The sequence below is a fragment of the Planctellipticum variicoloris genome (assembly GCF_030622045.1).
Classification (GTDB): Bacteria; Planctomycetota; Planctomycetia; order Planctomycetales; family Planctomycetaceae; genus Planctellipticum; species Planctellipticum variicoloris.
Genome location: NZ_CP130886.1, coordinates 5,821,443 through 5,845,563 on the forward strand (window position 1 = coordinate 5,821,443; position 24,121 = coordinate 5,845,563).

General features: G+C 63.6%; 19 protein-coding genes. 12 read left to right on the forward strand and 7 right to left on the reverse strand.

The annotated features are described in order from the left end of the window. Positions 1-289: 289 nt before the first annotated feature. From SH412_RS22675 to SH412_RS22695, 5 genes are all read left to right on the forward strand, one after another. A complete protein-coding gene (locus SH412_RS22675) occupies positions 290-3,451 on the forward strand; it encodes a DUF1553 domain-containing protein (RefSeq protein ID WP_336520309.1) in 3,162 nt (1,053 codons plus the stop codon). A 244-nt stretch (positions 3,452-3,695) separates the two neighbouring features. Then, entirely contained in the window at positions 3,696-4,850 is a 1,155-nt protein-coding gene (locus SH412_RS22680; RefSeq protein WP_336520310.1) for a sialate O-acetylesterase, read from the forward strand. After that, positions 4,847-6,286: a DUF1501 domain-containing protein gene (locus tag SH412_RS22685; RefSeq protein ID WP_336520311.1), complete on the forward strand. Its 1,440-nt coding sequence runs from the start codon at positions 4,847-4,849 to the stop codon at positions 6,284-6,286. The genes SH412_RS22680 and SH412_RS22685 overlap by 4 nt, the downstream gene beginning before the upstream one ends. Before the next feature lie 99 nt (positions 6,287-6,385). Further along, positions 6,386-6,616, forward strand: coding sequence for a DUF433 domain-containing protein (locus SH412_RS22690; RefSeq protein ID WP_336520312.1), 231 nt, complete (start codon positions 6,386-6,388; stop codon positions 6,614-6,616). After that, on the forward strand, positions 6,613-6,984 hold the full coding sequence (locus SH412_RS22695; RefSeq protein WP_336520313.1) for a DUF5615 family PIN-like protein: 372 nt from the start codon (positions 6,613-6,615) through the stop codon (positions 6,982-6,984). Before SH412_RS22690 ends, SH412_RS22695 begins: the two co-directional genes overlap by 4 nt. 333 nt (positions 6,985-7,317) lie before the next feature. Here the strand turns inward: SH412_RS22695 and SH412_RS22700 are convergent, their stop codons facing one another. Continuing rightward, positions 7,318-8,544: a M28 family metallopeptidase gene (locus tag SH412_RS22700; RefSeq protein WP_336520314.1), complete on the reverse strand. Its 1,227-nt coding sequence runs from the start codon at positions 8,542-8,544 to the stop codon at positions 7,318-7,320. Positions 8,545-8,806: 262 nt separating this feature from the next. On the opposite strand from SH412_RS22700, the gene SH412_RS22705 reads away from it, so the two are divergent. After that, positions 8,807-9,643, forward strand: a complete 837-nt coding sequence (locus SH412_RS22705) for a hypothetical protein (protein ID WP_336520315.1) — start codon at positions 8,807-8,809, stop codon at positions 9,641-9,643. A 7-nt stretch (positions 9,644-9,650) separates the two neighbouring features. Here the strand turns inward: SH412_RS22705 and SH412_RS22710 are convergent, their stop codons facing one another. Continuing rightward, positions 9,651-10,847 (reverse strand): RidA family protein, encoded by a 1,197-nt coding sequence (locus tag SH412_RS22710; protein ID WP_336520316.1) that lies wholly within the window; start codon positions 10,845-10,847, stop codon positions 9,651-9,653. A 261-nt stretch (positions 10,848-11,108) separates the two neighbouring features. Here SH412_RS22710 and SH412_RS22715 point away from each other — a divergent pair, with 261 nt between their 5' ends. Together SH412_RS22715 and SH412_RS22720 are read left to right on the forward strand one after the other, a co-directional pair. After that, a complete protein-coding gene (locus SH412_RS22715; protein WP_336520317.1) occupies positions 11,109-12,065 on the forward strand; it encodes a 3-keto-disaccharide hydrolase in 957 nt (318 codons plus the stop codon). A 100-nt stretch (positions 12,066-12,165) separates the two neighbouring features. Continuing rightward, positions 12,166-13,113, forward strand: a complete 948-nt coding sequence (locus SH412_RS22720) for a sugar phosphate isomerase/epimerase family protein (protein ID WP_336520318.1) — start codon at positions 12,166-12,168, stop codon at positions 13,111-13,113. A gap of 512 nt (positions 13,114-13,625) precedes the next feature. On the opposite strand, the gene SH412_RS22725 is transcribed toward SH412_RS22720, so the two are convergent. From SH412_RS22725 to SH412_RS22735, 3 genes are all read right to left on the reverse strand, one after another. Then, positions 13,626-13,889, reverse strand: coding sequence for a hypothetical protein (locus tag SH412_RS22725; protein WP_336520319.1), 264 nt, complete (start codon positions 13,887-13,889; stop codon positions 13,626-13,628). A gap of 56 nt (positions 13,890-13,945) precedes the next feature. Beyond that, on the reverse strand, positions 13,946-14,971 hold the full coding sequence (locus SH412_RS22730; RefSeq protein ID WP_336520320.1) for a GspE/PulE/PilB domain-containing protein: 1,026 nt from the start codon (positions 14,969-14,971) through the stop codon (positions 13,946-13,948). A gap of 497 nt (positions 14,972-15,468) precedes the next feature. Next, positions 15,469-17,046 (reverse strand): Hsp70 family protein, encoded by a 1,578-nt coding sequence (locus SH412_RS22735; protein ID WP_336520321.1) that lies wholly within the window; start codon positions 17,044-17,046, stop codon positions 15,469-15,471. Positions 17,047-17,499: 453 nt separating this feature from the next. Between SH412_RS22735 and SH412_RS22740 the strand changes: the two genes are divergently transcribed. Then, on the forward strand, positions 17,500-18,162 hold the full coding sequence (locus tag SH412_RS22740; RefSeq protein WP_336520322.1) for a hypothetical protein: 663 nt from the start codon (positions 17,500-17,502) through the stop codon (positions 18,160-18,162). A gap of 28 nt (positions 18,163-18,190) precedes the next feature. Continuing rightward, the gene (locus SH412_RS22745; protein ID WP_336520323.1) at positions 18,191-19,033 is read left to right on the forward strand and encodes a sugar phosphate isomerase/epimerase family protein; all 843 of its coding nucleotides are present in this window, start codon (positions 18,191-18,193) and stop codon (positions 19,031-19,033) included. Between the two features lie 13 nt (positions 19,034-19,046). Here the strand turns inward: SH412_RS22745 and SH412_RS22750 are convergent, their stop codons facing one another. After that, on the reverse strand, positions 19,047-19,262 hold the full coding sequence (locus tag SH412_RS22750; protein ID WP_336520324.1) for a hypothetical protein: 216 nt from the start codon (positions 19,260-19,262) through the stop codon (positions 19,047-19,049). A gap of 81 nt (positions 19,263-19,343) precedes the next feature. On the opposite strand from SH412_RS22750, the gene SH412_RS22755 reads away from it, so the two are divergent. Together SH412_RS22755 and SH412_RS22760 are read left to right on the forward strand one after the other, a co-directional pair. Beyond that, a complete protein-coding gene (locus tag SH412_RS22755; protein ID WP_336520325.1) occupies positions 19,344-19,994 on the forward strand; it encodes a uracil-DNA glycosylase in 651 nt (216 codons plus the stop codon). A 285-nt stretch (positions 19,995-20,279) separates the two neighbouring features. Next, positions 20,280-21,950 (forward strand): hypothetical protein, encoded by a 1,671-nt coding sequence (locus tag SH412_RS22760; protein WP_336520326.1) that lies wholly within the window; start codon positions 20,280-20,282, stop codon positions 21,948-21,950. 1,245 nt (positions 21,951-23,195) lie between these two features. Here the strand turns inward: SH412_RS22760 and SH412_RS22765 are convergent. Continuing rightward, positions 23,196-24,044: a hypothetical protein gene (locus SH412_RS22765; protein ID WP_336520327.1), complete on the reverse strand. Its 849-nt coding sequence runs from the start codon at positions 24,042-24,044 to the stop codon at positions 23,196-23,198. Positions 24,045-24,121: the final 77 nt, after the last annotated feature.

Consider the following 24,121-nt stretch of genomic DNA (forward strand, 5'->3'; position numbering starts at 1 on the left):
ACCGCGCAAGCGTCGCTGACGACCGCTGTTCGGCGAACGCGGTCCGTTTGCCTCTCGCGTAAGACGGACGTCCACGTCCGTCTTGTTCTTGGGTGAGGCGACAGGCCGTTCGAAGACGACGGACGTGGACGTCCATCGTACGGACACTTTCTGGACTGCAGCGAACCTTGGCGGCGGGGACATAGAATTCCAACGACAGCCCCGATTCCATCGGGTATCCTGAAAGCCAGCTTGTCGGTGACTCGCCCGCCCTGTTCGTCCCGCCTGATTCTCTCCAGGATTGCACTCCATGCCGCGGGTTTTCTGCCTGGCTCTGCTCGTGTTCGCCGTACTGACGCCGGCAACGGCCGCCGACCCGGAAAGTCCACTGGACTTCAACCGCGACGTCCGGCCGATTCTGTCCAATCATTGCTGGAACTGTCACGGCCCGGACGAAGCCACGCGCGAAGCCGGGCTCCGGCTCGATCTGCGTGCTTCTGCGCTGGAGAAGTCGGCGGAAGGCCAGCCTGCGATCGTCCCCGGCGACATCAAGGCGAGCGCCCTGGTGGCTCGCATCGAAGCCCGCGACGACGGTCAGATGCCGCCGGCATCGTTCGAAAAACCACTGACTCCCGCCCAGCAGGCGATTCTGAAACGCTGGATCGCCGAGGGAGCGCCGTACGCTGAACACTGGGCCTTCACACCCCCTCAAGCCGCAGAGTTGCCGACGGTCCGGCAAACGGACTGGCTGCGAAACGAGGTGGACCGCTTCGTCCTGCAGAAGCTCGAAGCCACGGGGCTGTCGCCGTCCCTGGAAGCGGACCGGAGTACCTGGCTGCGCCGGGTGACCCTCGACCTGACCGGCCTGCCGCCGACGCCTGAGGAGCGCAGCGCCTTTCTCGCCGACACTTCCCCTGCGGCCTATGAAAACATCGTCGACCGGCTGCTGGAATCGCCCCGGTACGCCGAGCGGATGGCGATGCACTGGCTCGACGCCGGCCGCTACGCCGACACCAACGGCTACAACAACGACGAAGTGCGTACGCTCTGGCCGTGGCGCGACTGGGTGATCGACGCCTTCGCCCGCAATCTGCCCTACGACCAGTTTCTGACGGAGCAGCTCGCCGGAGATCTGCTCCCCGACGCCACGCTCGGTCAGAAGGTCGCGACCGGTTTCAACCGGAATCACGTCCTCACCACCGAGGGGGGGATCATTCAGGAAGAGTACCGCGTCGAGTACGTCGCCGATCGCGTCCACACCACGGCGACAGTCTTCATGGCCCTGTCGCTGCAGTGCGCCCGGTGCCACGATCACAAGTACGATCCCTTCTCGCAGCGCGACTACTATCGGTTTGCCGCCTACTTCGACAACGTTCCTGACAAAGTCGTCCCCTACAGCCAGGGACGAATGGCCGAGCCGCTGCTGAAGGTCCCTTCACCCGCCCAGCAGGCGACGCAGCGGAATCTGGAAGCCCGTCGGGATGAGCTGGCGTCGCTGCTGAAAGCACGCGCCGCACAGATCGAGCCAGATCTGGCGCGGTGGGAAGCGTCGCTGACGCCGGAGCAGATCGACAAAGCCGGCCCGGTCGGACTGGTCGCTCACTTCCCGCTGGATGAGGCGGAAGGGCCAAACGTCGCGAATGCGGTGACCGGGGGACTGGCCGGTCTGGTTGAAGGCAAGTACGTTTCCGCCGGGGGAAAGCTTGGGCGCTCGCTGGAATTCGACGGCGCGACCCACGTGTCAGCCGGAGAAACTGGGGCGTTTGAGAGCGATCAGTCTTGCTCGCTGGCGGCGTGGATTTTTCCCACGAGCGCTGAACCCTCCACCGTCCTGTCGAAAATGGACGAAGCGAACGCCCATCGGGGTTACGACTTGATCCTCGAAGGAGGCAAGGTCGCCAGCCACTTCGTCCATCACTGGCCCGACCGGGCGTTCAAGGTGGTGACGAAACAGGCCGTCTCGCTCAATGCCTGGCATCACGTTCTCGTGACCTACGACGGCTCGCGGAAGGCGACGGGACTCAAGATCTACGTCGACGGCCAGCCGCAGGAACTCGACGTCACCACCAACAACACGCTGGACGACCCGCTGCAGACCGATAAGCCGTTCCATATCGGCCGCCGACATGCTGCAGCCCCCTTCCGTGGCCGAATTGACGACGTCCGGCTGTATTCGGCGGTGCTCTCTGCCGAGGAAGCAGCCCAGCTCGCAAAGGGAGAAACGCTCGGCGGGCTCAAGGAGATTCTGGCCCTTGCACCTGCGGACCGTTCGCCGGACCAGGCGGCACGACTGAAAGCTTACTACCTCGATCAGGTCGATCCGCAGTCCCGGGATTGGCAGACCGAGCTGGCGTCGATCCCGGCAAAGCTGACGGATCTCGACAAGGCAATTCCTGTCACGATGGTCATGGCGGAGATGTCCCCCCGCCGGGCGACCCACATCCTCAAGCGGGGTCAGTACGATCAACCGGGCGAAGAAGTCCAGCCGGGCGTGCTCGGCGTTTTCCCGGACCTGCCGACCGAAGCCGCCAGCCGGCTCGAGCTGGCCCGCTGGCTGACGCACCCCAAGCATCCGCTGACCGCCCGCGTCGCCGTCAACCGCTGGTGGGAGCTGCTCTTCGGAACCGGCCTCGTCGAAACCGCCGAGGACTTCGGCGTCCAGGGCGCCCTTCCCAGCCACCCCGAACTGCTCGACTGGCTGGCCACCGAATTGGTCCGGCGAAAGTGGAACACCCGCGAGATCCTCAAACTGATGGTCCTTTCCGCGACATATCGGCAATCATCAAACGCCACCCCCAAGTTGCTGGAACGGGATCCCCGGAACCGCCTGCTGGCGCGCGGGCCGCGGTATCGGCTCCCGGCCGAGACCGTCCGCGACAATGCCCTGGCGATCAGCGGTCTGCTCGTCGAGAAGGTTGGCGGCCCCAGCGTGAAGCCCTATCAGCCGGAAGGACTGTGGGAAGACGTCTCGGTCGAACGCCGGGACAAATACGCACCGGATCTGGGGGACGGCCTCTACCGGCGGAGCATGTATACGTTCTGGAAACGGACCTGCCCGCCTCCCGGCATGGCGGCGTTCGACGCCCCCGACCGCGAGATCTGTGTCATCCGCCGGGCGCGGACGAATACGCCCCTGCAGGCGCTGGTGTTGCTCAACGATCCGACGTACGTCGAAGCCGCCCGCAAACTGGCGGAGCGAGTTCTGCTGTCTGAGGTCGATGACGACGGCCGCCTGGACGCAGCCTTCCAGCTTGCCCTCTGCCGATCACCCCACGCGGACGAGGCCGCCATCCTGCGACAGGTCCGGCAAACGGCAACAAAACGCTTCGAAGCGGACAATGCCGCCGCGGAGAAACTGCTGGCGATCGGTCACTCACCGCGATCGGACAAGCTCAACGCCGTAGAACTGGCCGCCTGGACGACAGTGACCAGTTTGATTCTGAATCTGGATGAAACGATTTCGAAGAACTGATCGAGACAGATCAAGACTGATTGACCACGAATGACACGAAGGAACGCGAATCAGGAGAGAGAACCACGGAGAACACAGAAGCCACTGAGACAAACAGATCATTGAGAACGGGGGTGGCTGGCGTCGGAGTCTTCGACGACCCAGATCTGCGATCGACCACCCAACGAACTGATAACCAATTACCAATCGCAAACAACCAAGCAACACTTGCTCCAGCGGCGCGACAGCATGAAAGATGCATAAAATGCCGACGTTCGAAGAAGCATTCGGTCGACGTGATTTCTGCCGCACGGCCGCGATCGCCGGAGGAGCGATCCTGTTGCCGCTCACGGCTCACGCCGCCGAGAAGTCCGTCGCGCTGACGCTGCTCAGCCCCGTGCCCCGGCAGGTCATTCAGCGGGAGGACTACCGGCCCGCCCAGGCTCACGACCACGAACCAGGCGGCCCCAAGCTCGGCCAGGCGCGGGTTGCGATCCGGGGAACCTGGACGGGTCCGGTCCCCGTCCGGCTGGAGGCCCGCGCCGTACTGCACGAAGGCTGCACCGGTCGTAACGTCGACTGGACGCCGCTCGGCGAGGTGAAAACGTCCCCCTTTGAGTACGACTTCGTCGTTCCGGCCGGCGGCTGGTACCGGCTGGAGGTTCGCGCTCTCGACGCCGCCGGGACGACGGTCAAGACGGCCGACGTCGACCCCGTCGGCGTCGGCGAAGTCTTCGTGATCTCGGGTCAGTCCTACGCGGCCGGCGCCAACGACGAGCACCAGCGGATCGACGATCCGCTCGAACGCTCGGTCCTGCTCGACGTCCCTGCGAAATCCTGGCGCACGGCGAACGATCCGTTCCCCAACGTCGGCGATGGCGGCACCATCTGGCCCGCGTTTGCCAATGCCCTGCAGCCGCTGCTCCGCGTGCCGGTGGGACTGGTGAATGTCGCGGTCGGCGGAACCGCGACTCGCCAATGGCTCCCCGGCGAAGATCTCTACAAGCGATTTGTGGAGGGAGGGAAGGCGGCCGGACTCTTCCGCTTCGTCCTCTGGCAGCAGGGCGAAAGCGACGTCATCGAAAACATCCCGACCGCGACCTACGTCGAACGGCTGCAGACGATCCGCGACGGATTGACGAAGGAGTGGGGCTTCGGGCCGATGTGGCTGCTGGCCAAGTCGACGCTGCATCCCACCGTCTACAACAAGCCGGTTGAAGAAGCCCGCATTCGGGAAGCCATCGACCGGTTGTGGAAATTGCCGGGTTTCGCCCCCGGCCCCGATACTGACATCCTGGCGGGAGAGAACCGTGGCGACGTGAAGTCCCGCCGGCACTTCTCCCCGATTGGCCAGCGCCGGGCGGGCCTGATGTGGTTCGCCAGCGTCTGGGCCGCGTTGCACGAGGAGTCGAACCGATGAATCCGTGGATGGAATTCCAGCAAACAATCAACCGCCGGGCGCTGCTGCAGCACTCCGCCTCCGCCATCGGCACGGCCGCGCTGGCCGGGTTGTTCGCGAGTGAGACTCGGGCGCAGGAAGCCGCTGCGGCTCAACTCACGCACTTCGCCCCGAAGGCCAAACGGATCGTCTACCTGTTCCAGTCGGGCGGGCCGTCGCACCTGGAGCTGTACGATCACAAGCCAAAGCTCAAGGAGCTGCATGGGACCGAACTCCCCGATTCGATCCGCCAGGGCCAGCGGCTGACCGGCATGACCAGCGGCCAGAAGAGTTTTCCGGTCGTCGCTCCGAAGTTCGCGTTTCAACAGGCGGGGCAGAACGGAACGTGGATCAGCGAACTGCTGCCCCACACGGCAAAAGTTATCGACGACATCTGCCTGATCCGCTCGATGCACACCGAGGCGATCAACCACGATCCTGCCATTACATTCATTCAGACCGGTTCGCAGCAGCCCGGCCGGCCGTCGCTGGGGGCCTGGCTGAGCTATGGCCTCGGCAGCGAAGCCGAAGACCTCCCCGCGTTTATCGTGCTGATCTCGCACGGTTCGGGGAAAGACGCCAACCAGGGGTTGCTGGAGCGGCTGTGGGGGAGCGGCTTCCTGCCGTCGAATCACCAGGGGGTGAAGCTCCGCAGCAGTGGCGATCCGGTGCTGTATCTGTCCGATCCGCCGGGGATCGACCGCGATCTCCGCCGGGCGATGCTCGACGGCCTGGCGAAGCTCAACCAGCGCGAGCTCGCGCAGTCGGGCGATCCGGAAATCGCCACCCGGATCGCGCAGTACGAGATGGCGTTCCGGATGCAGGCCTCAGTCCCCGAACTGACCGACCTGTCGACGGAAACGGCGCAGACGTTCGAGCTCTACGGCGACGAAGCGAAGCAGCCCGGTACGTTCGCCGCCAACTGCCTGCTGGCCCGCCGGCTGCTGGAGCGGGGCGTCCGTTGCGTGCAGCTCTATCACCGCGGCTGGGACCAGCACGGCGGCCTGCCGCTGAACATCCCGAAGCAGGCCCACGACGTCGACCAGCCTCAGGCCGCGCTGATCACCGATCTCAAGCAGCGGGGAATGCTCGAAGACACGCTCATCGTCTGGGCGGGCGAGTTCGGCCGGACGGTGTATGGCCAGGGGGGCCTGCAGGAGAACTACGGCCGGGACCACCACGGCCGGTGTTTCTCAGTCTGGCTGGCTGGCGGCGGGATCAAATCGGGCGTCGTTCACGGCGAGACGGACGACTACGGCTACAACATCACCCGCGACCCGGTCCACATCCACGACCTCAACGCAACCATCCTGCACTGCCTGGGCTACGACCACAAACGCCTGACCTTCCGGTTCCAGGGCCGCGACTACCGGCTGACCGATGTGCATGGGGAGGTGGTGGGAGCGCTATTGGCGTAGACGGGCGTCAGGCTGTCGCTGAGAATGAACTCAAATGAGATTTATTGTGTCCTCGCCTTCCCCGGTGTGTTGACAGCTAATCAAGTTGCGAGCTGAATCATGATTCCGCTGGATCGAATTACGCACGACCCTCAGGTGATGGGGGGCAAGCCCTGCATCCGGGGGATGCGCGTGACGGTGGGGACGATTGTCGGCCTGATCGCCAGCGGCGCGACGACGGAGGAGATCCTGGCGGACTATCCGTATCTGGAGACCGCGGACATTCCGGCGGCGCTGTCGTATGCCGCTTGGCGAGCGGAAGAGGTGGAAGTTCCGCTGGTTCGGTCATGAAGCTCCTGGTCGATATGAATCTGACCCCGCGCTGGTGCGATGTCCTGCGTGGCGAGGGCTGGGACGCCGTTCACTGGTCCGAAGTCGGGATGGCGACGGCTCCAGACTCTGAGCTCATGGCGTGGGCTCTCCGCGAGAACCGGATCGTTCTGACGCACGATCTGGATTTCGGCGCGATGCTCGCAGCAACTCGGTCGGCCGGCCCAAGTGTTGCGCAAGTTCGAACGCAAGACGTTCGACCAGAAGCCTTATCGGCGACGCTGATTCCCCTGTTGCGCCAGTTTGAATCGGAACTGACTGCCGGCGCGTTGCTGGTCGTGGACGAAGGTCGTTCTCGCGTGCGGGTCTTGCCGTTGTCAAAGGAATAGCGGTATGGCGACTCGAACGATGGCGCTGGTCGACTTTTGACTCGCGGAGAAATTCCGACTGCTGATCAGCAGTCGCAGCAGCCAGCAGGCTGAACTCACTGAACTTCCCGCTCTGCAAGTCACCTTGAAGTTCACGGCAGACAACTGTCCCGCCTTTTCCGCGGATCAAGTCGCAGACAAGCCATTTGCCACCGCAGATTCGGAGGTCGGCGATCTGATGCGTTGCGTTCACAAGTCGTTTTCGGAACGAAGCCCGATCAACTCCACCGTCTCGATCTGAGCCGGTTCGGAGAAGCCAAACTTCTCAACTCTCAACTCTCAACTCTCAACGATTCAAAACACCGACAGCAGCAGCAACTGCGCCATCCGGATCAGCCACGTCCGGTCGCCGGGGGTCATCTCGCCCTTCTCCAGGATCCGGCCGGTCTTGTTCTTGACCGTCGTGATCATGTACCGCTGGATGTCGCTGAGGGGCCTCTCGTCCCCGGCGGCCATCAGCAGCGTGGTGATCCGCTGCAGGGCGTGGACTTCGTCAAGATCGCCGTTGACCGCCGGGCTCCAGACGGGGGGCTGGGACGTTTCGCCGACATGCTGGACGATCCGCAGGACCAGGCTCGAAACGCGGGCCGCCTTTTCGTAGTCGATCCGGTCGGGCGTATCGCGCGGCGTATGGTAGTCGGGATGCTCGCCGGTCGAGAAGAAGAGGTAGGGGACTTCGCGGTCCCGGAACGGGCCGTAGTCGCTGCGGGTGCCGATCAGGTCGGTCCCCAGCCGGGCGACTTCCAGGCCCGCCGGTCGGCCGACGACGTCGAACGCCTCCTTGAGCTGCGGGGCGTGTTCGGTTCCCAGCACGAAAACTGCCGGCAGAGGGAGGTTGCCGAGCGACCGGCCGATCATGTCCGCGGTGATGAAGAGTTTGACTTGCTCCAGCGGCCAGGGGGTGTGCGACGCAAACCAGCGCGAGCCCCACAGCATCTGCTCTTCCATGTCGAAACCGACGAAGGCGATCGTCCGGCGGGGCCGCTGGCCGGCGGCGGCGAGCTGGCGGGCGACTTCGAGCACCATCGCAACGCCCGACGCGTTGTCATCCGCCCCGGCGTAGATCTCTCCTCCGCTGCTTCCCAGATGATCGTAGTGGGCGCTGACGATGATCACTTCGTCGCGGACGGCGGGATCGCTGCCGGGAAGGAGGGCTCCGACGTTCCGGCCGATCACCGGGCGGACGCCGTTCTCCTCGGCCTTACCGGGGATGTCCTGGGCATACCGTCCGTCAGGAAAGAGGGGCTCCAGGCCGAGCTCGCGGAAACGCGTCACGATGTAGCGGGCGGCTTCGGTCCGCTCGCGACCGCCCCGGCCGCGCAGCTCCGGGCTGGCGAGAAACTCGATGTGCGGCCGGATGTCCGCGGGCTGGATCGCCGGTGCGAACTCGCGCTCGCGCGTCGCCGCAACAACCGCCGTCAGAGCACTGATCGGCCGGTCGTCGGCCTGTACCGGAAACGTCGGCATCGCCGCAGCAAGCACCGCCGCGGCAACAGGCAGATTCAGCAGGGAACGAGTCATCCCGGAAAACTCCGACGGACATGGCTGAGAAACCGGTGAAAGTTACACGGCGAGGCAGAAGTCGGACAAGACCGATCTCGAATTGCTCGGCGAAAGAGACGCCGGTGGAGAGTCGCCTCGCAAGGCCGGAAAACCCTTGCACTGCAGACCGAATGTCTCTAGCCTTCAGGGAATGACCTGAGGACGGTCGATTGCAGCACTAGGTTCCCCGCGTCTCACTGGACCATCGTCGGAACTCGCTCGAATTCGAGAGGAGCACATCTTGACGAGACACCCCCGTTCTCGCCGGCTGGACGCGAGGATCTGCACCATCCTGATCGCGGCTGCCATGGCCGGACCGTTGTCAGCGCAGCAGCCGGCAACGGAAGCGAACGACCGGCTGGAATACATGACGCGGTCGGTCGCGGACTACCAGATGACTGCACCCGGACCTCGCGGAGAGTCGCTGCAGGTTCGTCGCATCGAACAACCGCTGTTGCGCTGGGACAACCCCGTCAGCAACGTTCCCGACGGCACGCTGTTTCTCTGGACCGACCGGCAGGCGCGGCCCGTGGCGATCGTGCAGGTGTTCATTGCCGCCGGCACCGACGATCTGTGGCTCCATGAATTCCAGTCGCTGCTGGACGGGCCGTTCGAACTCCGTCGCACGGACCAGTCCGTCTGGAAGCCGGGCAGGGCGGGGATCGCATGGCGGCCCCTGCCCGACAGCCCGGCTCCTGTCGACTCAAAAGCCGGACGTCTGACGCAGATGCGGCAGTTCGCCAAACGTTTCTCCGCCGAGGACGATTTCGAAGGCAAGAGCCGTTGGGAACTGCGGCTGATGCCGACCCCGCTGCATCGCTACGGCGGTGCCGACAACGACAGCACCATTCTCGACGGAGGCTTATTCGCCTACGCGCATGGGACCGATCCGGAAGCCCTGCTGATGCTGGAAGCCCGCACGACGACGTCCGGTTCCGCGTGGTTCTATGCGCTCGCCCCGATGACGGGGTATGCGTTGCGGATCAAGGATCGGGGAACGGAAGTGTGGTCGATCGACTCCCGCAAGCCGCCCTTCAAACCCGAAGAGCCGTTCTTCATCACCAAGTACCTCCCCTGAAGCGTTGCTACTCCTTCGGAATCCCAAGCATGTCCCAGGTGATCGTCCGACCGGATCGCCCTACCCCCTGAACCTGAGCCTTCGAGGCCGCCGGCGGACGGAGCGGGTCGTAGTATTCGGGCCGCAGACGATTGTGCTGCTGGTTGCTCCCCGGAGCGCTGACGTAATAGGTGGCCTTCACCAGATGCCGCAGATCGCCGCCCCCCGCTTCGACCAGGCGACGAGTCTGATCGAACAGCTCGCGCAGCTCCGCCTCGCCATCCGGATCCTTCTGCCCACCATACAACCCGGAGACAAAAATCGTCGCCGGATGATGCACGCGGGCGACGCGGCAGTAAACCGTCGGCGTCGTCATGCCCGGCGGCGTCAGGAACTCAATGCTCGCCCGGCCTTCCATCGGCGGGGATGTCGACCCGGCCACAAGCTCAATTTCGATCGGCAGCGACGACTGCCATTCGACAAACGCGACCGGCGGACACGGGCCCGGCAGGAACGCCTGCCGGATCACGTGCAGCGCATCATCGACCTTTTCCATCGGCGTCAGAAACGCTTTGACCTGCACCACCGAGTGCGGCCCCAGCTCCAGGAACCGCAGCGTTCGCAGCAGACTCGCCATCGTCTGCCGCGTCGCGTCCTCCAGCGTCCCGTCTCCCTTCTCGGCCTGCCCCGACACGTACGACCGCGAAGTGACCGTCGCCGGGAGAACCGAGACGGCGCTCCCGTTCACGTCGAGCATTTGAATGGCATGGTCTCCCGGCGGCGATCGCCGCCACCCGACGGCATCCATGGCCACCTGCGCCTCAGAATCCGGCAGCACAGTCGTCACCCAGCTCACGGCGGGGAGCCCATCCGGATTGAGCCGTCCCTTCAACACCTCGCGAACCGCCGGTTCGAGCTCGTCGTTCGCCAAGTAGACGTTGAGCTTGACCAGCTTGCCAAGCCCAGAGCCGGCTGCTTCGAGCTGATCGTCGAGCTGATCGAGCACATCGCTCACCTGCTTCGAAATCGAGGCCCCCGGCTCGCCCGCCCCGCGGGGCAAAGTCTGGCTGGTCTGAATCTGATCGACATTGCGAATGAGGACGGCGCCGGCCGACCCGGCGGCCCGGTCCGGTTCGATCACGCGGATGGAAGGCTCGGCGGCGGAAGCGGAGAGCGTTCCCAGGACCAGTAACCCGAGGCCGACCGTCACAGGAGAATTGGACATGCCGGTGGTTCCTTGCGGTGGGAGGAAGTGGCGGAGTCGTGCAATCTACCGATGCCCCGCCTCCAGCGTCGAGGGGAGAGCCAGGATCTGAAACAACTTCCGGACCGCCGCCCGAACTTCGCCCCGGAAGACGCGCCCCCGCCCAGCACCCGGCCCGTTGCGGCGGCGATTCCCCCCGTGTTAGTGTGACGCCGCTGAAATCAGCCCGGCCGCGACCCGGCCGGGGAAGTCCAAACGATCAATCTCCAGGGAGAGAACAACATGCGACTCTACGGTCTGCTCGTCATGGCAGCGACGCTCTCGCTTTCAACCGGCCTCATCGCCGCCGACAAGGAAGCCTTTCTGACGGCCGAAGACGGCGGCCCCGACTTCGCGGTGCAGGGCGAATACGCCGGTAAAGTCGGTGGACAGTCCTGGGGCGTGCAGGTGATCGCGCTCGGCGAAGGCAAGTTCGACGCCGTCGTCTATCCCGGCGGACTCCCCGGCGCAGGCTGGGCGCAGCCGACGAAACACAAACTCACCGGAGCCGCCAGCGACGGCAAAACCTCTCTGAAAGGAGACGCCGGCGAAGCCTCCATCACCGACGGCACGCTGACCCTCAAGCTGGGAGCCAACTCCGGCAACCTCGCCAGGGCCGACCGCAAATCGCCCACGCTCGGCCAGAAGCCCCCCGCCGGCGCCAAGATCCTGTTCGACGGCACAAACACCGACGCCTGGCAGAACGGCCAGATGTCGGATGACAAGCTGCTGATGGTCGGGACCCGGACGAACGACAAGTTCGCCGACTACACGCTGCACGTCGAATTCCGCACGCCGTTCATGCCCAAATCCCGCGGGCAGGCTCGCGGCAACAGCGGCATGTATCTCGGCGACCAGTACGAATGCCAGATCCTCGACTCGTTCGGCCTCGAAGGTCTCGACAACGAGTGCGGCGGCATCTACCAGAACGCCCGCCCGTCGGTCAACATGTGCCTCCCCCCCCTGTCGTGGCAGACCTACGACGTCGAATTCACCGCCGCCAAGTTCGACTCCTCCGGCAAGGTCGTCGCACCGGCCCGGACCACCATCCGTCACAACGGCGTCCGCATCCACGACAACATCGAACTCAAGTCGACCCCCGGCGGCGGTCAGAACGATCAGAAGCCCGGCGCCCTGTTCCTGCAGAACCACGGCGACCCGGTCCGCTTCCGCAACATCTGGCTGGTGGAAAAGCGTTGAGCGTCGAGAATCTGGGTGGCACGCCCTGAGGCTTTGCGAAGGGCGTGTCTTCAAGCTGGCATCGAATTTCGAGCCTCGTCAGCCTTCGAAAGGCCTCTTCATGCCCCCCGTCGTCAATCGCCGTGGCTTCGTCGCGGCGGCTGTCTCCTCCGTGGCCGCCGGTGCGTTTGTCGCCTCCGCACGCTCCGGCCAGGCGGCCGAATCTCCCGCCGAGCCGTTCCGGTATTGCCTCAATACCAGCACGATTCGCGGGCAGAATGTGGGGATCGTCCAAGAAGTCGAGCTGGCGGCGAAGGCTGGATACCACGGCATCGAGCCGTGGATCAACGAGCTCGACAAATACGTCAAAGACGGCGGTTCGCTGGCGGATCTCAAGAAGCGGATCGCCGACCACGGTCTGACCGTCGAGAGCGCAATCGGTTTCTCGGCCTTCCTCCACGAAGACCCCGCCGAGCGGCAGAAGGGGCTCGACGAAGCCAAACGCTGCATGGCCCTCGTCCGCGACATCGGAGGCACGCGGATCGCCGCCCCTCCTGTCGGCGTCACCGACAAGACCGGGCTCGATCTGTTCCAGCTCTCAGACCGCTTTCGAGCCCTGGTCGAACTGGGACGGCAGGAAGGCGTCCTCCCGCAACTGGAGCTGTGGGGCTTTGCGAAAACGCTGGCGCATCTCGGCGAGGTCGCTTTCATCGCCGCCGAGTGCGGACAGCCGGACGCCCTCTGCCTGCTGGACGTCTACCACATCTATAAGGGTGGCTCGGGGTTCGGTGGGCTGGGAATGTTCCCCGGCAGCCGCATGCAGTGCTTCCACGTCAACGACTATCCGGCCGACCCGCCGCGCGACACGATCAAGGACGAGCACCGCGTCTATCCCGGCGACGGCGTCGCCCCGCTCGGCGAAATCTTCCGCACCCTCTCCGACAACCAGTACCGCGGCGTCCTCTCGCTGGAGCTGTTCAACCGCAGCTACTGGCAGCAGGATGCGTTTGAAGTCGTGAAAACCGGCCTGGAAAAAACCCGCGCCGCAGTCACGAAGGCGCTCGGGTAGAGCCGGCTCCGCCGGCCGGCTTGAATTCTGTCGAGGTAGCCGTAGCGCCGCGTCAACACGAAATCACCGGCATCGATTCTGAAACAGTCCGTCTTTTCGTCTTGTCCCCTCTCCCGCTGTCTTCAGTGGGAAAGGGCCAGGGTGAGGGTCTTCGAAAACGCCGAAGCGTCGTCCACGGAGAAAGGACGGCACGCTTCACAATTGTGGCCGGCGATCCAGGAATTGGGGGCTTGTCCGCAGCCCTCTTGGGCCACGGTGATGACAATCCCCAATTGAAGCCATGACAATGCCGTAGGAGGTGCAGTCGCCAGTTGTCCACGGTCAGCCCCTGGCGCCCGTACGGTGGACGTCCTCGTCCGCCGACGGTCCGCCCGCACCTTCCCCATTCCGCAAAGCGCCTCAACGCCGGAGGGGACGAATCAGATCGCCGGAGGGGGAGTATCGCGAATTCCCGGCGACGAATTGCGACCACCAATGAGCGACTGTCCCCAGCCGCAGGGGCCGGGCGATCTCTACTTGACGGCCGGCCCTTCACGTCCTTTGCAGCAATGCACAAACGCAATGATGAATAGCACGACCCCCGTGACGATCAATAGCAGACCGATCGCCTGAATCGACAGGACGATCGGCATCTGTCCCCGGAAGTATTGGGCCGTGCGTTCGGCGCCCCCCGACTCGCTCTGAAGAGTGAGGCCCCTCGATATTGTGGCGACCGTCGTCAGAAACGGCAGCAGAATTCCGGCCAACAGGCATGCCGTCGCAATTCGCTTGAGCATCAGGCATCCCTTCGACACGTGATGTCGCGGACTCCGGCTTCAAACCGCCCCGCAGACTACTTCCCGTGCACGTATTTCAGATACACGAAGATTGTCGCAGGAACGCCAACGAAGCCGGTCAGCACCATCGGGAACGCCGACGGCACGAACGGAATAAACTTCCACAGCTTGTCGTAAAGGAGAAAGTTGTCGAGCAGCGAGCAGCCGATGAAAATCCAGCAGCAGATCAGAATCCCCATCTGCTTCTGCTCAGCCTTCTCTTCTTTCGACAAGCGGGCCGGGGCCTGAGAAGTTGTCGATTTCCCAGCCGACTTCTTGCCGCCTTTCTTCGACGTGTCGATGGCCGCCGACTCGTTCCGCGCGCCCGGAGCATAATACTTGGCGATGGCCTGATTGATCGCCAGCGGCGTCGCAACCACCGCCCGCATCGGCAGGCCGAACCGCAGGCGAATCTCGTCTTCCAGCTCGTGGTCCGGCTCGTTCGCGCACGCGATCAGCACGCGATCGTCGTCGACAAACAGCGGCAGGCAACTGTAGCGCCGGACCAGCGTCTTGGGAACCTGGTCGAGCACGGTATCGTCGGGAAGCATGTCCGCCAGATCGACGTACGACAGCCCCAGCTCGCTGGCCCAGGCGCGAGCCACCGTCTCCGCGTCCGCCAGCTTGAGCTGCACCACCGAGTCCCGCGTCGACAGCCCGGTCCGTTCGGCATGCGTCTTGACCGACTGCACCTGCTCCGCAGTCAACACTCCCTGATCCAGGAGATACGAAGTCAGCGGCCGTCGACCGGTCGACTGATCCCGGTCGTCGATCTCGCGCCCCTGGCTGCGGTCGTACTCCTGCTTCCGCTCCGCGTCCGTCAGGCAGAGCATCGCCTTCGCAAGCTCGTTCAGCAGATCCTGCGACTCGTCCGAATAGTCCCCGGTCGCGTACTTCCGCACGTGCCCGTTGAGCTTCTTGTAGTTCTTGCGGATCTTGTCGACGTCGTCCTCGAACTGCACCAGACGCAGCAGCGCATAGTAGTCCGGCGGACGTGGCCCCTCGGGAATCCCGAGCCATTCCTTATAGACATCGATCGGCACGAAACCGTCCTTCCTGGATGCGAGTTCGCGGTTGCAGGTTGAGCCTGAAATTCAGCCGCCACGACGGCGAGCCGCGTCTCCCGCCCCCCCTCCCGCCATCTGCGGTGGATGAGGGCGAAATCAGCGGCATCGATTCTGGAACAGTACGTCTTTTCGTCATGTCCCCTCTCCCGCTGTCTTCAGAGGGAGAGGGCTAGGGTGAGGGTCTTCGAAGTTGTCAGACTGTGTCGTCCACGGAGAAAAAACGGCACCCCTCACATTCGTGGTTGCTGATTGAGGGCCTCTTTGAATACTTCACAGGAAAACGACGCCCTCACCCAGCCCCATTCCCACATCCCGATGCGGCAGAGAGGACAAGAACAAGGACAGACGGTTTCAGCATCAACGCCGGCGATTCAGCGATTTCTCAGAGCCACACTTCAGGAAGCTCCGCAGGATCTCCGTATTCTCCTCTGTCTGGCTGCTCGCTATTCCCTACTCGCTATTCCCTCACCTTGCTACTCGACTTGGTAGTCCTTGGCGAGCACTTCGAATGCGTCGACGTTCTGCTCGGTCAGACCGCTGTCCCGCAGAATTTCCGTCGTCGCGACCCGGTTGCCGGTCAATTCCTTCGCCGTCGCGGTAATCCGCCCGCTGGCGTCGAAATTCAGCGAAACCTCGACCGGAGAACCGGCAGGCAGATCCGGCGGCAGATCCGAGACCAGGAAATCGCCGATCTGCGTGCAGGCGTTCGGCTCCTTGGCTTCCCCCTGCAGAATATAAACGTGGATCGTCTTCTGATTCGCGGAATTCGTCACGAATCGCTGGCTGATCGTGTACGGGATCGGCGTATTCCGCGGGATCATGATGTGGTTGATCTTGCGGGACCGGTCGTCCGGGCTCGTGATCTTGATCCCCAGTGCGTGAGAGTTGACGTCGGACGTCGACACCGCCTTCAGCCGCTTCATCACCACCGCACCGATCCGTGTCGAATCGCGGTTCTCGCGCGCTTCCAGAATCGCGGCGTGGATCGCCGCCCCCTGCGCCACCGCCTCTTCCGGACGCAGCTCGCGCGAAGGCTGTCGGCCGCAAATGTCCGTCAGCATCCGTTCGACGGCGGGCATATACGTCGAGCCCCCGACGAGCACCACTTCCGCCAGCGTCTTCGGATCAACCCCCGCCTGCTGCAGCACCAGCTCCGTGGTATCGCACGTCCGCTGCACCAGATCGCCGGTCATACGCTCGAAGTCGGCGCGCGTCAGCCCCAGCGTCAACGTCTTGCCATGATGATATACATTGACCGTCGTCTGCGTCTTCGTGCTCATGGCGCGCTTGGCGTCTTCGCATTCGAGGCTGATGTTCCGCAAACTTTCGGGATCCTGCCGCGGATCCTCGCCGAACTTCCGGGCAAACTGCTCCGACACGTGGTCGGTGATCCGCTTCGTCCAGTCGATACCCCCCAGCATCACGTCGCCGTCCGTCGCCAGCACGCGGAACTGCGTCGGCGTATAACGCACCACGGTGACGTCGAACGTGCCGCCCCCGAGGTCGTACACGAGAATCGTCTTGGCCTCCTGCTTCAGGTCGGCTCGACCAAGCTCCCCCTTCATCCACGCGTAAGCCAGCGTGGCCGCGGTCGGCTCGTTGATGATGTCGATGACGTTCAGCCCCGCGATCCGCCCCGCGTCCTGCGTCGCCTTCCGGCGCACGTCGTTGAAATAGTACGGAACGGTAATCACGGCGTTCGCGATCGGGCCGATCGTCTTCTCCGCATCCTGCTTCAGCTTCTTCATGATCAGCGCGGAGATAAACTCGGCCGACAGCTTCTTATTCTGGTAGACCACGTAGAAGTTCTTGTTCCCCATCTGCCGCTTGACGGCTTCGATAATGTGGTCCGGAGCTTCCTGCGACGCGCGCTCGAACGAGGGACCCACGACGATCTGACCGTCTTCCCCCAGCAGAACCACCGACGGCGTGATGTTGCGTCCGTCCGAATTCAGCAACGACTCGGGACGCCCCTCAGGCGTCATGCGGGCAATGGCCGAGTACGTGGTTCCCAGATCGATGCCGACCGTCTGTCCATCCAGAAACTTCATTGTGGTCCCGTTTCCCAAAGATTGAGGCGACCTCGCGACGCGCTGCAGACGGCGCGGCCGACAAGGACTGTGGACGCAGATTGGAAGATCCGTATTCTGCCCGCCCATGCCGCCCGGACGCAAGGTTCCGTCGTTCTCCGGGATCGATTCCCGGGAACACCCCGCCGTCCGGCGTCGCCCCCTGCCGGCCGGGGAGTGATTCCCCCCCCCCGAAGGGAAACGACGGTTCCGTTGGCCGATCAACAGTTCCCGCGGGCGGAATCGGTTAATCTGATCTTCATCGAACGCTCGTCGCGAGAAATCGGACCGGGTCGATCTCCTGGACCGAGCGGGCGGAGCGCACAACCGGACTTGGTCGTCCGGAGCGGAGACGTGGATTGGGGATACAGTCCGGATCCGATCGCCGTTCTGCGCGTCGGACGGATATCGGCAATTTGGAAGAGGGCGCCTGGAATGAACTACTTCGCCCACGGGCTGAATTCCCTCGATCGGCCCTATTTCCTCGCTGGAACCGCGATTCCCGACTGGCTGTCCGTTAGCGACCGGCCCGTCCGGCTCCGACCCCGCCTGCTCGACCCCTGGATCGACGGTTCGTCCGAACTCCAGTCCGAGGTCGCCGCCGGAGCGAAACAACACCTCGACGATGATCAGTGGTTCCATGCCACCCGCGGTTTCGTTGAAACCACCGGCGAACTGACCGTCCTGTTTCGCGGACTGCTGGCCGGCGGAGACGGCTTTCGCTGCGGCTTTCTCGGCCATATCGTCAGCGAAATGCTGCTCGACTCCATCCTGATCGAAACCTATCCGGATCGGCTCCGGGACTACTACGCCGCCCTGGCGGAGATCGACGCCGCCGCGGTTCAAGCCGCCGTCAACCGCATGGCCAGGGTTCCAGCCGAACGATTGGCCGCGTTCATAGAGCTGTTCGTTCGCGAGCGGATTCTGGATTGCTACCAGGACGACGAACGGCTGCTGCGACGCTTGAATCAGGTTCAGCACCGGGTCAAACTGGCCCCCCTCCCTCCGGAGACCGTCGAAGTCCTGTCCGCGGGCCGGGAGATCGTCCGCCGCCGCGCCCGCGATCTCCTGCCTCCCGACCGTTTTCTCTGGCCGTAACGCCCCTCGCACCTCAAGGACCTTCCCCATGAAGTACGGCATGAACATGCTCCTCTGGACCTCGGACGTCACCGAGGAGTACTTTCCCATTCTGGAGGATCTGAAGGCGTGGGGCTACGACGGCGTCGAACTCCCCGTCTTCGAGATGAACGCCGACAAATTTGCCCGAGTCGGCAAAAAACTGGCTTCTCTCGGGCTCGGCTGCACCGCCGTCACCGTCTGTTCCGACGCCGCCAATCCGATTTCTCCAGATGCCGGCATTCGCGCCGCGGGCCTGAACCACATCACTCAGGCGATTGATATGTGCGCCGCGGCGGGCGCCACGCACCTGGTCGGCCCGCTCCATTCGGCGCTCGGGGCATTCTCGGGCGCCGGCCCCACGGCCGACGAGTGGAACCGGGCCAGGGATGTGCTCGCCAAAGCCGCCGACCATGCCAAAGCCAGCAACGTGACCCTCGTCGTCGAGTACCTCAACCGGTTCGAATGCTATTTTCTGACCAGCGCCGCCGATGCCGCCCGCTTCTGCCGCGAAGTGAACCACCCCCATCTCAAGACGATGTACGACACATTCCACGCCAATATCGAGGAAAAAAACCTGGCCGACGCCATGCGCAGCGCCTGGGATCAGGTCGTTCACGTCCACATTTCCGAAAACGACCGATCAACCCCCGGCGACGGACATGTCGACTGGGACACGACGTTCAAGACGCTCAAGGAACTCAAATACGACGGCTGGCTGATGGTCGAAGCCTTCGGCCTGGCCCTCCCCGCTCTCGCCGCAGCCACCAAGATCTGGCGGCGCATGTATCCCAGCGAAGAATTGCTGGCGAAAAACGCATTGGCGTTCATGAAGCGGCGGATGGCCGAATAGTCCGCCTGCCGCGTCATTCGGTCGAGCGGGCCGAGACTTCGAGCCCCGTTATGGAATTGAGAGCCAGCCGGTGACCGATGATGCCGATCTGATCCGCCACGCCGTCCTCCAGCAGCTCGACCAGTTGCGCCGCGCGGGGCTGACGCACCGTCGGCGTGTGGCCCCCGCGGAGGCCGTGAGCGCTCCGCCGGCCGCTCCCACCCAGCGACCGACCCCCGGGTCGCCCCACCAGCCCCCACCGCCTCAGGTCCGGTCCGGTCCCGCCGCCGGCTCCACGTCCGCGTCTGCTCGAGTGTTTCAGGAGCCCCCCATGCCCCGCGCCGCTCGCCCCACAGTGCCCGCCTCGCCTCACAAGCCCTTTCAACCACTGGCTTTATTGCCCGAAGAGCGGGCGCCCCGGCTGCAGCAATTATGCGGCAAGGTGGCCGCCTGCACGCGCTGCCAGGAACTGGCGGAGACCCGGACTCAGACGGTCTTCGGCGTGGGAAATCCCAATGCGCGGATCCTGTTCGTCGGCGAAGCTCCAGGGGCGGACGAGGATAAACAGGGGGAGCCGTTCGTCGGCCGCGCCGGCCAGCTCCTGAACGACATCATCGCCGCCTGCCGGATGAAACGCGAAGACATCTACATCTGCAACATTCTCCGCTGCCGCCCCCCGGGGAACCGCCAGCCGAGCCCCGAAGAGGCCGGAAACTGCCGGGAATTCCTGGACGGCCAGATCGCGATCGTCAATCCCGAATACATCGTCTGCTGGGGCGCGACGGCGGCCCGGAATCTGCTCTCCTCCGAAGACAACATCAGCAAAATGCGGGGCCGATTCTTCCAGTATGGCCCGGCGAAAGTCCTCTGCACCTACCACCCCTCCTATCTGCTGCGAAATCCGGCGGCGAAAAAGGACGTCTGGGAGGACATGAAGTTTCTCTTCAAAGACATGGGGATCGACCTGACCGGCAAGTCGTAGAAACCCCGACGACCGTCACGACAGGGCTTTGAATCTGAACGGCCGCTCCGAAAACCGGGGTGGAAACGTCCCGGCGCTGTGTTACATTCGAAGATGAGTTTTTCTTATCTTCTTCGATTCTCGTCTCTTGGTAGATCGTAACCTTGCGATCCGTACCGTGTGGTTGGGACTCCCTGGCCCGGAAGGTTCTTCGTCGTCATGTCGTCGATTCAACTCGTTTCATGTCCACAGTGCGGGGCGACGCTGTTCGGTGATTCGCCAGTCTGCCACCGTTGTCATCATGTCATGAACCCGAAAGCCGGGGAGCTGACGCAAGAACGCCCCCTGCCGACGGATGATGCCGTCCGGGAAGACCTCGAAGTCTGCCCCAATTGCGGCGAGACCTACCGCAAGGGGCTCGTCCGGTGCTGGAATTGCGGGACGTTTACCCGCGACGAAATCGGCGCCGCCTATCAGGAACGCGTCCGCGGACGCGTAGAGGCCGACGGCAGCTTCCGGGAATTGCCGGTTCTCCGCGTCCAGTCGTCCGAAGACGACAAAACCTCCGCGACCGGCCCCCAGGCCGATCACATGGTCGCTTCCACGGCCCTGGGAGGGGGCTACGACCTCGACTTCGAAGAAACCTCGGCCGCCGACGATGACTTCGAACTGGGCAGCGACGTCGAGTTGTCCGAAGCGACGGGCGGCGAAGAAGGGTACACGCTCGCCGCCGTCGAAGAGCCGACCGTTTCGGTGACCCCGCCGATGGCGGTGTTCGAACCCCCGCTGCCGGCAGCGGTCGAGCCCCCCCTCCCCGCCGCCGCCGAACCCCCCTTGCCCGGACCGGGCGAATCCCCGCGCGAAGCCGACGAACTGCTCGAAATCGCCCGCCAGCAGCAGCGCGACGTCGCTAAAGCCAGAAAGGAGCTGCAGAAGCGGCTCGGCGGTTTCGTCGTCTACTGCCCTCAGGGTTGCCGCGTCCGCGTCCAGGAACGCCACCGCGGCCGCACCGGCCGCTGCCCCAAATGCCACTCCATCTTCTTCGTCCCGCTGGCCCAAAAAGACGCCGTCGATGTTGCCGCCACCCCCGCCGCAACAGACGCCGCCGCCGCAGACACCTCTGTTGCCGCCGGCAAATTCACCCGCTGGCAACTCGACCTCCGTCTGCACACCGTTCAGCCGCAGAAGCTGAAGTTGAAGCCTGACAGCCTGCTCAACGATTTTCAGGCGGTCGATGCCGGGTTTGCCGACGACGAGCTGCTGCTGGTGACGCTGGCGTCTGGCGGCGGCATGTTTGGCGGCGGCAAGAAGAAGGACGTCGTCCGCGCCGCCGTGCTCGAGCATTTGAAGACCAAGCCGACGCTGGAAGGTCTTCCGGGGGCCGCAAAGGTCGCCCTGTCGCGCGATGCCGTCGGGCAGATCAATCTGTCCCAGCCGGCGCCGCCGGAGACGGATTCGATGTTCGGCCAGATTCCCGTGTTCGGGGTCGGGCGGATTGCCGTCAAGCTGCCCCGGCAGGGGGACAGTCCGACAATGCAGTTTCTGTCGTTCAATCTCAGCGAGTTCCGCCAGTTTTCGACGAATCTGCGGGAGCTGTACGGAATTGAGGACTTCGGCGGCCACACCGAAATTCCGCTTGCAGAAGAGTTTCAGACCGCGGTGTGTGCGATTTCCAACGAGCCCGTTCAGGGACTCCTGGGACTGCCGTACTACGAAAAAGACCCCGCCCTCAAGCTGGAAGTGTCCGGCTGGCAGTGCGGCGTCTGCAAAGCCGTGGTCAGCGAAGCCGCCCGCGACAAAGCCAAGCTCGGCGGAGCCAAGGGCAAAGGGATCGCCAAGGCCAAGTGTCCGAAGTGTTCGCAGAAAATGGGGAGCAATCCCTGGTACAAGATCGCCGTCACGCCGGCTCCAGAAGCGGCGGCGGCGGCGGCGCCTGCGGAAAGCAACGAGGAAGCACTGGCCGAACAGCCGGCCTGAGGCGGCCTGTGACTGGCGGAGCGTGTCCGGTCGAACCCGGTCGGACGCGCTCCCGGCGTCTGCAAAGGCTTCCGGGCGTGAGCGCCATCCCGTCCGGTATTCGACTCGGACAACGGGCGACGGACCTGCCGATCCGCGTCCATCAGCGGCTGCGCCGAGAACGCCAGCGTGCGCCTGTCCAAGGGATACGGAGGGCACTGAAGCTGTTGGAGAATGGGCGATACAGGATTCGAATCCTATCGCCTTTCCCTGCAGAAAACACCGTTCTCCGATGGATGCGACGTAAAATCCGACGCATTCCGCGGATTTGACGCCACCGATCAGCTATTCCTGAGGTTGGTGGCGACGTGGTCCCGACTCTCGGAATCTAACCGCCTGGAACTGGTGGAGGCTGCCGAACGGGCGGCGCATTCCGGTCTGGTGGGAGTTGACTGAGGTGACGGTCCGGCTGTCTGGCTGATACTCCGTCTGGGCGGGCCGCCCCCACTTGGTCGCACGCTCGGCTTCCAAAACACACGTCAAGGAAACGGTTCGGCGCTTCGTCCGCCGCCGGTACCGATATTCCCACTTCCGTCGCTCTGGTGGAATCGTCCTTTACGCCGGCCGGACATCCGCCGCATCACTGGCGATAACGTGTTGCTCGCCAGATTCGATATTGATGATGGCCAGCGTCATTGGCCACTACCGGTTGCCGCGCAGATACGCCAGCCACTTTCCGTCGGGCGAGATTACGGTGAGGAGGCAATTCTCCAGTCCGCAGTGGGTCAGTTGGCGGTCTTCTTTGCCGTCCCGGTCAGATTCGAACGACCGGCAAGAAGCCAATTGGAAAACGCAGAGTCCGCCGGCAGGCAGCGAGCCAGACGGTGCGACGGGCGCACCGGCTGCCAACTTGGCGAGCAACTCCAACCCACGCCGGGACCGACGATAGAAGTCGTTTGGGAGCGTCTCTCCGCGAACGACCAGAAACGAGTCGTCCAGTTCACGGAATTACTGCCTGACGGGCCGGACGGAGCCTAACGGCCCAGACTCCGGCCTCAGAAGCACGGTAATCCGGCATCGGAAGACAGCTCGATTGTTCGGCTACGCTCTACGACAAAGTACAGCGACGGTCGGCCTTAGCGGGTACTCTAGTCCAATGCATTGGTCGAAGTGACCGGAGTAGTTGAATGGTACTCAGTGGATCATGCGTGACACATGGAGCATCCCAGATTCCGCCGTGTTTGCGGTATCGCCCATCGGCGACTGTCAAGAATTAGCGCCGATTTCCTCGGGCATTCCGACCGCACGCACCAGATCCTCGAATACCTCCGGCGTTCTGCGGCCTGAGAAACAATGTCCAGTATGCTTCTCAAACGTCTCCTCGGCCGCGGTAGGATGACACGGGAAATACTTGAGCGTCGACGTGCCGAGTTGCACCGAAAACGGCCTGAACCTCGTCATGTATCTCGCCACCGCCGGGTTCTGCTTCATTACCTCGTGAATGGTCGGCACAAAGCCTGTTTGTTGAAACCACAGCGCTTTCAACTCGGGATCGACCATGTCCTCGAAGCTCACACCTTCGACAGAGCCGACTTCCTTCGTGATAATGTACGGGGGAAGAAGCTCCCGCATGTCATCATTCTCTTGTTGTCTTGTCACCGTTAGATCGATATGGATAAAAGGTGGTACGACAAGCCACGCGTGCCCGACCTTCGCGTCCCGGCCGGGTGGCATTAACTGAGCCCAGTGTCGAGTCTTTCGAGACTTCGCATGGGACAGATCGGCTGTTAGCGAGCCCGTTTGGATCGCGTTCCAGAATCCATATTGTTCCAGGATCTTGGACGTCGCTAGGGAGACATCGAGGCAAGCCCCAAGCCGTCCATCCTCGACCAGCGCATCGAACAGGAACTGGACAATCCGCGGTACGGCGTCGGTGGCCTTCCGGACATACTCCTCGGGATAATGCCGGCTTCGAACGTAATCTGCATATTCCCACAAGAACTCCGGATTCTTCCGCTCTGCGGCGAGGAAGGCCGGATGGTTATAGAACTCAGGGGCAATGTAATCAATCGAATGGTCTTGAAAGAGCTTTTCGAGTTCAGCCGGCCTATTCATGCAAGGACCCTCATTTCACACGTGATGAGCCGCCCGGCCACATTGGCGATCCCGGAACAGGCCGGAGAACGGAACAA